This window comes from Pseudonocardia abyssalis (genome assembly GCF_019263705.2).
GTDB lineage: Bacteria > Actinomycetota > Actinomycetes > Mycobacteriales > Pseudonocardiaceae > Pseudonocardia > Pseudonocardia abyssalis.
The window spans coordinates 1,480,607-1,493,547 of the sequence record NZ_JADQDK010000001.1 but is presented as its reverse complement, the minus strand read 5'-3'; the positions used below and the strand labels follow the sequence as shown (position 1 = coordinate 1,493,547).

The following is a 12,941-nucleotide window of genomic DNA, read 5'->3' as shown; positions in this document are numbered from 1 at the left end:
AGCGGACCGCCTCGAGCCGCACCTCGGAACGGTCACCCCGACGGTGATCGCCGCGAGACGGGGCTCCCGGTCGGGCCGGTCGCATCGAGCCGCAGCTCGGAACGATCACCCGGACCGGCTCGCGACCCGCTGCTGCGGATGGTCTCCCTCGCCCGGCCGCGGGGCGCCCGGTTCGCGCTCGGGGTGCTCGCCGGCGCCGTGGCCACCGCGTCGGCGGTGGCCCTGCTCGCCACCGCGGCCTGGCTGATCGCCACCGCCGCCGCGCACCCGCCGATCACTGCGCTCGGTGTCGCAGTCGTCGCGACGCGGGCCCTCGGCGTCACGCGCGGGGTGGCCCGGTACCTCGAGCGGCTGGTCACCCACGACGCCGCGCTGCGGACCCTGTCCGACGTGCGGGTGCGGGTCTACGAGCGGCTCGCGCGCACCGAGCCGGTGCGCCGGTTCCGCTCGGGTGACCTGGTGACGCGGCTGGTCGGTGACACCGACGCCACCCAGGATCTGCTGATCCGTGGGCTCACCCCGCCGGCGGCCGCGCTCGTCACGGGGGCCGGGGTCGTCGTGCTGTCGACGGCGGTGCTGGTCCCCGGCGGGGTGCTGCTCGCTGCGGGCCTGCTGCTCGGCGGGGTCGCGGTGCCGCTGCTCGCCGCCGCGGCCGGTCGCGGGCCCGGGCGCCGGGCCGCGGCGGCGCGCGCGGAGCTGGCGACCGCCCTCGTCGACGCCCTGCACGGCGCCCCCGACCTGCACGCCCACGGCGCGATGGCCGCCGCCGTGGCCCGGGTCGAGGCCGCCGACGCCGCGCTCACCCGCGTCGCCCGCCGCGACGCGACACTGCTCGGGCTCGGGGCCGGTGCGTCCGCGCTGGTCGCGGGCCTGACCCTGTGGGGCACGCTGCTGCTGGGCGTCGCCGCGGTCGGCGACGGCGCGCTGTCCACCGTCGGCCTGGCGGTCCTCGTGCTCACCGCTCTCGCCGCGTTCGAGGTCGTCGCCCCGCTCCCGGCCGTCGCCGCCCGCCTCGGCGGACTGCGGGCCTCCGCCACCCGCCTGTTCGACGTCCTCGACACCCCGCCCGCGGTGACCCGCCGCCCGGCGGTCCCTGTGCGGGACGAGCCCGGGCTGCGGATCCGGGGCCTGCGCGTCCGCTACGGACCCGACGGGCCGTGGGTGCTCGACGGGCTCGATCTCGACCTCCCGCCCGGGCGCCGGATCGCCGTCGTCGGGCCCAGCGGGGTGGGCAAGTCGACGCTCGCGTCGGTGCTGTTCCGGTTCCGCGACCCCGACGGCGGCACCGTCCACCTCGACGGCGTCGACGTCACGACGCAGGACCCCGACGACGTCCGCCGGGCGATCGGCGGTGTCCCCGCCGATCCGCACGTGTTCGACGCGACGGTCCGCGCCAACCTGTTGCTCGCCCGCCCCGGGGCGACGGACGCGGAGCTGTCGACGGTCCTCGACCGCGTTCGCCTCACCGCCGCACTGGCCGCGGCGGGCGGCCTCGACGCGGAGACCGGCCCGCACGGTGACCGGCTCTCCGGCGGCATGCGCACCCGCCTCGCGCTGGCCCGCGCCCTGCTCGCCGACCCCCGGGTACTCGTCCTCGACGAACCGACCGCGCACCTCGACCCGGAGACCCGCGACGCCGTGCTCGCCGACGTCCTGGACGTCACCCGCGGCCGGTCGCTGGTGCTCATCACCCACGATCCGGCGGGCCTCGACGCGCTCGACGAGGTGGTCGACCTAGCTCGGTGAGCCGGGCCCCTCCGGCAGCACGGTGAGGGTCTTCGGGGTGCCGGGGAGGATCCGCTGCACGTAGGAGCGGGCCGCCGCGGTCGTGCCGACGTCGGTGCAGGCCTGCTCCGAGAGGAACCAGCGGTGCTCCAGGATCTCGTGGAACACCTCCGCGGGGGCGAGCCGGTCGGACAGGTCCGGCGGCACCATCGCCAGGACCCGGTCGTAGATCTCGGCGCGCCAGCGGTGCGCCGCCACCGTCTCGGGCACCGCCCGCCCCTCCTTCTGCTCCAGGTGCGCGCGGTAGCTGACGACGTCGTTGAGGAGGCGGCGCGCCTGGTTCTCCGTGACCTGCAGGCCGGTGAGCGCGAACAGGCGGTGCCGGTGACGCCCGGACTCCGCGACACGCGTGTGCACCTTGAGCCGCGTGCCCTCCGCGGTGGTGACGAGCTCGATCTCGTCGACGTCGAAGCCCAGCTCGTTGAGCCGGTCGATCCGCTCGGCGACGCGGTAGCGCTGCTCGTCGGGGCGCATCAGCTCCTCGCGCGTCAGCTCGTCCCACAGCGCGTGGTAGCGCGCCGGGAGCTCCGCGGCGATCCGGATCGGGTCGACGTCCTCGGGCAGCAACCCGCCCGCCTGCAGGTCGAGCAGCTCGCCGCCGACGCGCTCCACGGCGTAGTCGATGTCGAACCCGCGCTGGCCGTCGGTGAGCGAGGGGTGCAGCTCCGCGGTCTCGGCGTCGACCAGGTAGGCGGCGACGCTGCCCGCGTCCGGGCGGAACAGGGTGTTCGACAGCGAGCAGTCCCCCCAGAACAGCCCGGCCAGGTGCAGCCGCGCGAGCAGCTCGACCATCGCGTCGACCAGCTGGTCGGTGGGCTGCTGGGTGTGCCCGTGGGAGAACACGTAGCGGTAGGACATGGAGTAGTCCAGGAAGCGGGTCACCAGGATCGCGTCCTGGTCCGGGCCGTCCTGGCCGGGGGCGGGCCCGCGCTCCACGCAGATGCCGAGCACCGACACCGCCGGCATCTCCATCGCCTCCAGCTCGCCGAGCAGGCGGTACTCCCGACGGGCGAGCCGCTCGTCGATCTCCTTGAGCGCGTAGACCATCCCGTCGACCTCGACGAACCGCACCACGTGCCGCGAGATGCCGCGCTGGGCCACCTCGAGCATGTGGTCGTCGTCCCACTCCTCCAGCGGCGTGGCCCACGGCAACGACAGCAGGCCCGCCGCGTGCGCCGCCGGAGGGCGGAAGATGAAGCGCATCAGGCCTTCGGTCCGCCTGCGACGTAGACGACCTGCCCCGACACGAAGCCGGCCCCCTCGCTGACGAAGAACGACACGGTGTGCGCGATGTCGTCGGGTTCCCCGGGGCGGGCCACCGGGATCTGGGCGGCGCGCGCGGACACGTAGGTCTCCCAGTCCTCGCCGATCCGCTCCGCCGTCGCCCTCGTCATGTCGCTGACGATGAAGCCGGGGGCGATGCAGTTCGCGGTGACACCGAACTTGCCCAGCTCGATCGCGAGCGTCTTCGTGAAGCCCTGCAGGCCGGCCTTCGCGGTGGCGTAGTTGGACTGGCCGCGGTTGCCCAGCGCCGAGGTGCTCGACAGGTTGACGATCCGGCCCCACTTCGCTGCCACCATGTGCTTCTGCACGGCCTTGCTCATCAGGAACGCGCCGCGCAGGTGCACACCCATCACCGAGTCCCAGTCGAGCTCGGTCATCTTGAACAGCAGGTTGTCGCGGGTGATCCCGGCGTTGTTGACGAGCACGGTCGGAGCGCCCAGCTCCGCCTCGACCCGCGTGACGGCGGCCTCCACCGCGGCGGCGTCGGAGACGTCGGCGCCGACGGCGAGCGCCCGGCCGCCCTCCGCGGCGATCGCGTCGGCGACGGTCTTCGCGGAGGACTCCTCGAGGTCGAGGACAGCGACCGCCATCCCGTCGCGCGCCAGGCGCAGTGCGGTGGCGGCACCCAGGCCACGCGCCCCGCCGGTCACGATGGCCACCCGCTGGTCGTTCGTCATCACTGCACCCCTCGTCACGCTCACTCGGTCGGCCCCGATCCTTCCACCTGCGCGGGTCGCGGGCGCAGGTGTCGTCGGATCGGGCCGTCATGGGGCCGCATGTCGCAGCTCGGGTGACCCGTCCGGAGCACTGCGCTACCGCCGGTCCTCCCCACACGACCACTGGCCGCATGATCACCCCCGCGAGGGCGACACGTATCCCGCTCGTCACCGTTCCGTGACCTGGATGGTCGACCGTTCGCCCTCGGTGTCGGGGGGCGCCTCAGGCCGCCCTCCCCCGTGAGTTCCCACCGCTAGCGGAATGCGAGGGCCCGTGAGCTCTGCCGATCGATCCCGTGACCGCCGCCCCGGCCCGGCCTGGCTGCCCCTGGCCGCCGCAGCACTGGTGGTGCCGACCGCGCTGGCCGGCCTGACGCTGCTGTGGCCGCGGCCGCAGATCGAGGGCGACCTGACGCGCACCGCCTCCGAGTCGCTCGCCGCGGCCGGCATCACCGGTGCCGGGGTGGCGTTCAGCGGCCGCGACGCCGTCGTCTCCGGACTGACCGGTCCGGACGCGGCTCGGGCGGTCGAGATCGTGCAGGGCGTGCCCGGGGTGCGGATCGCGCAGCTCCCCGCCGACGGGGCGGGAACGGGCGACGGGACCGGTGACGGCACGGGCGCCGAGCCGGACGCCGCCGCGAGCGGGCCGTTCGGGATCGCGCGCCGCGGCGGCGACATCGTCCTCACCGGCGTGGTGGGTTCCGAGGCGGAACGCGCGGCGCTGGTCGCCGCGGCCACCGAGCAGGCGGGCGGGAGCCCCGTCGTCGACGAGCTCACCGTCACCGAGGGGGCACTCCCCCAGCCCGGCGTCACCACGTCGAGCGTCGGCGCGATCGCGGCGCTGCTCAGCACCGTTCCCGGCGACATCGCCACCTCCGTCGACGGCGACACCGTCACCCTCACCGGTAACGCGCCCGACTCCGCGTCCGCGCAGGCCGCGGGTGCGGCCCTGTCCGCGCTGGTGCCCGGGGCGACCGTCGACAACCGGCTCACCGTCGCCGGTGGGGGTGCGGCCCCGTCGGGCGAGCTCGACGACGCGGGCAAGCGGGAGCTGCAGAGCGCGATCGACGCACTCGTCGCCGGTGCGCCCGTCACGTTCGAGCCGGACAGCCCGGCGCTCACCGCGAGCGGGGCCGCCACCGTCGACGGCATCGTGACCCTCGTCGCGCTGGTGCCCGGCGCGCAGCTGCAGGTCGACGGCTACGTCGCCACCGGCCCAGGCAACGGCGTGCTCAGCGCGCAGGAGCTGTCCGACCAGCGCGCCGCCGCCGTCCGGGACGCGCTGGTGGCCGGCGGGGTGCCCGCCGACAACATCACCGCCCGCGGTCTCGGCGAGGGCGACTCCCCTGCGGCGCAGGCCGCGGGACGTCGCGTCGAGATCACCGTCGTCTGAGTCCCGCACACCGCACCGAGGAGGAGTCGTCGTGCTCTGGTTGTTCGCCCAGGTCTGGGTCTGGCTGATCGTCGCGCTGGCCCTCGGGGTACTGGCCGGCTGGCTGTTCTGGGCCCGCCCGCTGCGCCGCCGGGTCGCCGAGCTCGAGGCCTCCCGCGGGCAGGCGGCGCCGCCGTCCCGCTCCGCCGCCTGACCCGCCCGCTCTACCCGCTCCCGCACCGCTCTCTGGAGGAACTCCGTGTCTTGGCTCTACGGGCAGACCTGGCTCTGGTACCTGCTGGCGTTCCTGGTCGGCGTGCTGCTGGCCTGGCTGCTCCTGGTGCTCCCCGCCGGGCGGCGGCTGCGGGAGCTGGAGCGCGGGCGGCCGGTCGCGGCGTCCGGTGAGCAGGAGCGGCCCGCACCCGCCGCCGCTGCGGCGACTCCCGTCGCGATGGGCAAGGGCGAACGGCCCGCGGTGGACGACGCCGTGACCGAGCAGATCCCGGCGGTCGACCCGGCGCTGAGCACGCTGGACACCTCCCGTTCCCGCCCCGACCTCGCCGCGGGCGCCACCGCGGCCGGGCTGGGGGCCGCCGGGCTGGGCGCGGCCGGCATCGCCGCGGCGAACGACTCCGAGACGACCCGCGAGATCCCGCGCGTCTCCCCGGACGACGACACCCGTGAGATCGACCTCTCCGGTGGGGAGGCCACGACCGTCCTCCCGGTCGTCCCGCCCGCCGACACCGACGCCACGACCGTGATCGAGCGGCCGACAGGCGACGACACCACCCCGTCCGACACCACCCCGTCCGACACCACCCCCGCCGGCCCGACCGGCCCGGCCGAGTCGGCTCCGGGCGACTCGGGTGCCGCAGGTGTCCCGGGTGCCGCAGGTGTCCCGGGTGCCACCGCCGCCGGACTCGGCGTCGCCGGGCTCGCCGCGGGTGGGGCGGCGGTCGCCGCGTCGAACCGTTCCGACGACGACGCCACCCCGGCCGACAGCACCCGGGCCGACAGCGCGACCACCACCGACAGCGCGACCACCACCGACGCCGCGACCACCACCGACGCGGGGACCACCACCGACGCGGGGAGCGACACCGTCGACCCGGACGCGACCGCGGTCCACGCGACGGCGGATGCCCCCGTCGACCCGGCGCCCGTCGACCCGGCGCCCGTCGACCCGGCGCCCGAGAGCGCGGCCCCCGAGAGCGAGACCCCCGAGGCCGCAACCGACGAGCCTGCTGCGGACGCCACCGACGAGGCCACCACGGACGGCTCCACCGGCGCCGACGCGGGCGCGACCGACGCCGGTGCCGTGGGCACCACGGACGACGACGGGTCCCCGGGCCTCGGCGCCGCCGCACTGGGCGCCACGGCGGTCGGCGCGGCCGCCGTCGCCGGGTCCGGCGACTCGTCCGAGGAGACCTCCGCCGACGCCACCGCCTCGGACGCGGTCCCGGCCGACCCCTCCGCCGGCGACACCTCCGCCGGCGACACCTCCGCCACCGGCACGGCCACCGCCGACGCCGGCACGACCGACGCCCCCGCCGCGGAGCCCGTCACCCCGGCCGTCACGACCGTCGACCCCTCCACCGCCGACCCCGCGGCTCCCGACACCGGGGACACCGACACCGCGGCTCCCGACACCGGGGACACCGACACCGCGGACACCGACACCGCGGACACCGACACCGCGGACACCGACACCGCGGACACAGCGGAACCGGGCGCCGTGACCGCGGACGCCCCCACCGCCGACCCGGAGACCGGCCCCGGGGCCGGCGCCGCCGCGGCCGTCGGCGTGGCCGGGCTCGGCGCGGGTGCGGTGACCGCAGCCGCCGTCTCCCACGACGCCGCCGGCGAGACGACCGACGGAGACGCGGCCACGACGACCGGCACCGGTGACCCCGCCACCGACGCCCCCACCGGGGTCACCGGCTCCGACATCGTGTCCAGCGTCGCCGACACCCCCGCACGGGACCCTGTCGGCGAGAGCACGGCCGACGAGGGCGGCACGTCCACGGGTACCGCCGCACCGGCCGCCGGAGCCGTGGGCGCCGGGGCGGTCGGGGCCGGGGCGCTCGCCGGGACCCCGGCCGACACCCCCGCGTCGGCCACCCCCGACCCCGACGACGCCCCCTTCGGCCCGGGCTCGGCCCGCGCCACCTCCGACGGCGCCTCCCCCGACCCCGCGTTCGGGATCAAGGGCAACGTCGACACGATGCGCTACCACGGCCGGACCTCGCCGTACTTCGAGCGGACCCGCGCCGCGGTGTGGTTCCGCACCGGGCGCGACGCCGAGGAGGCCGGGTTCGTCGCCTGGAACACCCGCGGCCGCATTCCGCACTCCCCCTCCGTCCCGGCGACCCCGCAGGGTCTGCTCGGTACGCCGGACACGGCGCAGGCGGCCGGGACGGTGCCCGTCGTCAGTCCCGGACGGTTCCCCGGTTCGGCCCTGCCGAGCGAGGGCGGCGCCGCCCCGACACCGGAGCACACGATCAAGGGCAACGCCGACTCGATGCTCTACCACACCCCCGAGTCGCCCTACTACGGCCGCACCAAGGCGGAGGTGTGGTTCACCAGCACCGCCGACGCCGAGGCCGCCGGCTTCTCCGACTGGAAGCGCCGCACGCGCTAGACGCGGGAGCCTCCTAGACTCTTCCCGTGTCGGACGACCCGGGCGGGAACGTGATCACCTGGGTGAGCGACCCGACCGGCGCGCGGACGGCGCTCTCCCCCGCCTGGCGCAGCGCCACCGGGGCCGATCCGGCGGGTGACCTCGGGTCGGGGTGGCAGCGCCGGGTGCACCCCCGGGACCTGCCCGGGCACCTCGACCGCACCGCGGCCGCCCGCGCCGCCGGCACGGGCTGGACTGCGACCTACCGCCTGCTGCACACCGGCGGCACCGTCCAGGCCGTCCGGGAGCACGCCGTCGCCGTCGACGGCTCCTGGGCCGGGGTCGTGGTGCCGGACACCGACGGCGCCGACCCGGCCGCGACGGGGGCCGCGTTCCGGCTCCTCGCCGAGCACGCCGACGACGTGATCGGGCGGCACACCGCCGACGGCAGGTGGCTGTGGATCTCCCCGTCGGTGCAGCGGGTCGTCGGGTACCGGCCCGATGACGTGATCGGCCTGCACCCCCGCGACCTCGTGCACCCCGACGACGCCGGCCGGCTCGACGCCGCACTCACCGCCCTCACCGACGACGAGCCCGCCGAGCTGACGCTGCGGCTGCGCTGCTCGGACGGCACGCACCGCTGGTTCGCGCTACACGCGCGGCGGGTCCGCAACGACCGCACCGGTGCCGTCGAGGTGCACACGTCCCTGCGCGACGTCACCGACCAGCTCCTCGCCCAGGAGGAGCTGGGGCGGTTCCGCGGGCTCGCCGACCGGGCCGCCGACCTGATCGGCATCGCGGCCGCCGACGGCACCGTCCTCTACCTCAACCCCGCGGGCCGGGAGATGCTCGGCTTCCCCGGGGAGCACCCGCTCGACGGCCTGACCATGCCCAGGACCGTCGCGCCCGCCGACCGCAAGCGCTTCGCCGGGGTGATCGCCGAGGTCGACCGCACGGGCACCTGGTCGGGCTCGATGCGCCTGGTCGACACCGCGGGCATCATGATCCCGGTCTGGCTCGCCGCGGCCGCGCACCCCGACCACAGCGGGCGCACCGCCTTCTACTCCGCGGTCGCGCAGGACCTGCGCGAGCGCCGCGGCGGCGAGCCCGCGCTGCAGCAGGAGCGCGAGCGCTACCGCATCCTGGTCGCGCAGGCCCCGGTCGGCATCTGGGTCGCCGACCGCACCGGCGCCACGACGTTCGTCAACGACCACATGGCCGAGATCACCGGCCGCGACGCCGCCGGGCTCGCCGGCGCCGACCACATCCACCCCGACGACCGGGCGGCCCTCGCCGACAGCTGGTCCGGCGCGGTCACCCGCGGATCGGCGTGGCGCGACGAGTTCCGCATCGTCACCCCGGCCGGCGAGGTCCGCACCGTGACCTCCACCGCCCGGCCCCTGCACGACGCGGTCGGTACCGTCACCGGCTTCCTGGGCACGACCACCGACGTCACCGAGCAGCGGGCCGCAGAGCACGACCGACGCGAGGCCGCGGGCCAGCAGGCCGCCCGCCTGGTGTCCGACGCCGCCGCGGCCCGGCTGCGGGCGATGATCGGCGGGCTCACCGCCATCGTGTGGGAGGCCGACTGGGACCCCGCCGCGGCCGCGCTGCGGTTCACCTTCGTCTCCGACCGCGCCGAGGAGCTGCTCGGACACCCCTCCCCGCGCTGGCTCGACGACCCCGGCTTCTGGCCCGGGGTGATCCACCCCGACGACCGGGCCGACACGCTCGCGTTCACCGCGGACCGCACCGCGGGCGGGTTCGACCACGACCTGACCTACCGCGCCCGCACCGCCGACGGCCGCACGGTCTGGCTGCACCAGGTGGTGCACGTGGTCGGCGGAGGCGGGTCGCCGGTGCGCGCACAGGGCCTCACCGTCGACGTCACCGAGCAGCGGCGCGCCGAGCGGTCCTCGGAGATCCTCGCCGAGACCGGGCGGCTGATGGCCGAGACCGGGTCCGTCGAGCAGAAGCTGGACGCGCTGGTCCGGCTCGTCGCGCACGATTTCGGCGAGGCCGCGGTCGTCTCGCTGGCCGGGCCCGACGGGCTGCTCCGGCGCGCCGCCGTCGCCCACCCCGAGGACCCGGCCGGGGAACGCGCCCTGCTGCGGCTCCCCCCGGCCGCCCCCGGTCCGCGGGTGTTGGAGGTGGCCGCCGACGGCGTCCCGGTCGTCCTGCCGCCCGCCGACGCCCCCGAGGGGCACCACGCGCTCACGGTGCCGCTGCGCATCGAGGGCCGCTTCGCGGGCGTGCTGTCCTTCCTCGCGCTCGGACCGGTGCGCCACCACGACCACGCCGTCCTCGAACTCGCCGCCGAGCTCGGGCGGCGCACGTCGCTGATGCTGGAGGCCGACCGCAGGCGCACCCGCGAACGCCAGCTCCAGCGCGTCACCGCCGACCTGGCCACCGCCGACACCGTCGACGAGGCCGGTCGGCGGCTGGTGGAGCGGCTCCGCGACATCCTCGGGGCCGACGCCGCGAGCATGTACCGGGTCGACGCCGAGCACGGCGTCCTGCGCAGCGTCATCGCGGTGGGCTACGCCGACGAGCTCCGCGCGCAGTACGCGACGATCCGCGCCGACGCCGACGTACCCCTCGCCCTCGCGACCCGGACCGGCCAGGCGTCCTGGATCCGGGACCGGGAGGAGTGGGCGCTCCGGTTCCCCGACCTGCTCGGCCCCGCCGTCGCCGGGGGCCGGCACGCGTGCGCCACGCTGCCGCTGCTCTCCCGGGGGATCGCCGTCGGCGCGGTCTACCTGAGCTTCGCGACGCCCCGCATCTTCCCGGCCGACGAGCAGGCGTTCGCGCTGGCCATGGCCGCGCAGGCGGCCCCGGCCCTGGAACGTGCCGTCGCGGCCGACGAGCGCCGGGTCATCGCCGAGACCCTGCAGAACAGCCTGCTCCCGCCGACGCTGCCCGACCTCGACCGGCTCTCCCTCGCCGCCCGCTACCTCCCCGGCGCGCAGGGCACCCGGGCGGGCGGCGACTGGTACGACGTCCTGCCGCTGGACGGGGGTCGGGTCGCGATCGCGGTCGGCGACGTCGTCGGGCAGGGGACGCGGGCCGCCGCCGTCATGGGGCAGCTGCGCAGCGCACTCGCGGCCTACCTGCTGGAGGGGCACGACCCGGCCGGGGCACTGGGTCACCTCGACAGGTTCGCCCGCCGCGTCCCCGGCGCCGCCGGCAGCACGGTCACCTGCCTGGTCCTCGACCCGGTCGACGGCGTGCTGACGTGGGCGCGGGCCGGGCACCCGCCGCCGCTGGTGCTCGGGCCCGGCGGGCCGCGGCTGCTGGAGGACGCCACCGGCACCGTGCTCGCCGTGCGCGGCCGCCCGCCCTACGTCGCCGGGACCGCGCGGCTGGCCCCGGGCGACAGCATCGTGCTCTACACCGACGGGCTCGTGGAGCGGCGCGGCGAGGTCGTCGACGACGGGCTGGAGCGGCTGTGCGCGGCCGGGGAGAAGGCCCACCCACTGCCGCCCGCCGCCCTCGCCGAGGCACTCCTCGCCGCGGGCCTCGACGACGGTCCGACCGACGACGTCGCCCTGATCGTCGCCCGGCTGACCCCGGCGCCGCTGCTGCTGGACCTGCCGGCCGACGGCGATGAGCTGCGCGGCCTGCGGCGCGCCGTCGCCCGGTGGACCGCCGAGATCGGGCTCGACCCCGACGAGTCCTACGACCTGCAGCTCGCGCTCGGCGAGGCCGCGGCGAACTCCGTCGAGCACGCCTACCGCGGCGCCGCCGGACCGGGCCGCATGCAGGTGCGCCTGGCCCGGGACGGCGCCACCCGGATCGCCGTGACGGTGCGCGACGGCGGCGTGTGGCGACCCCCACCCACCGATCCCGGCCACCGGGGCCGGGGCCTGACCCTCATCAGCGAGATCGGCGACGACGTGCACCTCGAGCACGGCGCGGACGGCACGGAGATCCGGTTCAGCGTGCCCGCGGTGCCCCGGCCGCCCGACCCGCCCGCCCCGGCGCCGCCGCCGGGCGCCGTCGCCGACGGCGCCGGGCCGACCCGCCTGCGCATCCGGCGGACCGCGGCCGCCGAGCGGATCGCCGTGGCGGGCGACCTCGATCCCTCCGGCGCGGCGTCGGTCGGGCCCGCCCTGCTGGCCGCGGCCCGCGCGGACGGCCCGGCGCTCGTGCTCGACCTGCGCGCCACCACCTACCTGTCCAGCGCCGGGATCGCGCTGCTCGCCGAGGTGGTCGACACAGCCACGCAGGCCCGGCGGGCCCTGCGCCTCGACGTCACCGCGTCGGGTGCCATCGGCCGGGCCCTCGCGCTGTCCGGCCTCTCCCGCCTGGCCGGGCCGGCGTGACAATCAGTCGAAGAGCTCCGGTTGCTCCGCGCTGATCCGCTCCCAGATGGGCTGGAACTGGAACCAACCGGCACCCTCGTAGCCGACCTGCCCGCGGGTCAGCTCCGCCTCCTCCCGGCCGATCCGCCGGGGCGGGCGACTCAGGCCGGCGGCCGCGGCGTACGCGTCGAGCTGGCAGCGGGCCGTGCGTTCCAGGGTGAGGAACCACCACGCCGCGCTGTCGACGCTGGTGCCGACGGTGAGCATCCCGTGGTTGCGCAGGATCACCGCCTTGTGGCCGCCCAGGGCGACCCCGATGCGGCGGCCCTCCTCGCGGTCGAGCACGACGCCGGTGAAGTCGTCGAACACGCCCACGTCGTCGTAGAAGGCGCAGGCGTCCTGGGTGAGCGGCTCGATGCCGACCTCCAGGCTGGACAGCGTCTTCCCGGCCGGGCCGTGCGCGTGGGCGGCGGCGAGGACGTCGGGCCGCGCGGCGTGCACCGCGCAGTGGATGGCGACCGCGGCCCCGTTGACCGCCCGGTCGCCCTCCACGACCTGCCCGTCCTCGTCGACGCGCACCAGGTCGCTGCTGCGGATCATCGCGAAGTGCATCCCGAACGGGTTGACCCAGAACGTGTCGGGCTCCGCCGGGTCGCGCACCGTGATGTGGCCGGCGACCCCCTCGTCGAGCCCGGCCCGGCTGAACATGCGGAACGCCGCGGCCAGCTTGGCCTTGCGGTGGGCCCGCTCCTCCTCGACGGTGGCGAACTCCTGCGGCCGGGCCATGTACAGGCTGCGCCCGCCCGCTCCGGTCATGGCCGCGCCGGCCGGGGCTGCGGTGTTCGTGTCGGTGCTCACCC

The 12,941-nt window shown here is 76.7% G+C and carries 8 protein-coding genes; 5 read left to right on the top strand and 3 right to left on the bottom strand.

From position 1 onward, the window contains the following. Positions 1-138: 138 nt before the first annotated feature. Positions 139-1,746, top strand: coding sequence for a thiol reductant ABC exporter subunit CydC (gene cydC, locus I4I81_RS07115; protein ID WP_218605254.1), 1,608 nt, complete (start codon positions 139-141; stop codon positions 1,744-1,746). On the opposite strand, the gene I4I81_RS07110 is transcribed toward cydC, so the two are convergent. Both I4I81_RS07110 and fabG read right to left on the bottom strand, forming a co-directional pair. After that, on the bottom strand, positions 1,735-2,988 hold the full coding sequence (locus I4I81_RS07110) for a DUF4032 domain-containing protein (RefSeq protein ID WP_218605255.1): 1,254 nt from the start codon (positions 2,986-2,988) through the stop codon (positions 1,735-1,737). The two genes, cydC and I4I81_RS07110, sit on opposite strands and share 12 nt — an antisense overlap. Beyond that, complete coding sequence (gene fabG / locus I4I81_RS07105; protein ID WP_218605256.1) at positions 2,988-3,746, bottom strand: 3-oxoacyl-ACP reductase FabG; 759 nt, start codon at positions 3,744-3,746, stop codon at positions 2,988-2,990. Before fabG ends, I4I81_RS07110 begins: the two co-directional genes overlap by 1 nt. A 313-nt stretch (positions 3,747-4,059) precedes the next feature. Here fabG and arfA point away from each other — a divergent pair, with 313 nt between their 5' ends. Genes arfA through I4I81_RS07085 form a run of 4 tightly spaced genes read left to right on the top strand, consistent with a single transcriptional unit; the run spans position 4,060 to position 12,102 of the window. Further along, a complete protein-coding gene (gene arfA, locus I4I81_RS07100) occupies positions 4,060-5,178 on the top strand; it encodes a channel-forming protein ArfA/OmpATb (protein WP_218605257.1) in 1,119 nt (372 codons plus the stop codon). Positions 5,179-5,209: 31 nt separating this feature from the next. Continuing rightward, positions 5,210-5,371, top strand: coding sequence for a hypothetical protein (locus I4I81_RS07095; protein WP_218605258.1), 162 nt, complete (start codon positions 5,210-5,212; stop codon positions 5,369-5,371). Positions 5,372-5,416: 45 nt separating this feature from the next. Next, complete coding sequence (locus tag I4I81_RS07090) at positions 5,417-7,798, top strand: sunset domain-containing protein (protein ID WP_218615901.1); 2,382 nt, start codon at positions 5,417-5,419, stop codon at positions 7,796-7,798. A 26-nt stretch (positions 7,799-7,824) separates the two neighbouring features. Then, complete coding sequence (locus I4I81_RS07085; RefSeq protein ID WP_218615900.1) at positions 7,825-12,102, top strand: PAS domain-containing protein; 4,278 nt, start codon at positions 7,825-7,827, stop codon at positions 12,100-12,102. Positions 12,103-12,105: 3 nt separating this feature from the next. Here I4I81_RS07085 and I4I81_RS07080 read toward each other — a convergent pair whose 3' ends face one another. Next, positions 12,106-12,939: a class II aldolase/adducin family protein gene (locus I4I81_RS07080; RefSeq protein WP_226363801.1), complete on the bottom strand. Its 834-nt coding sequence runs from the start codon at positions 12,937-12,939 to the stop codon at positions 12,106-12,108. Positions 12,940-12,941 lie beyond the last annotated feature (2 nt).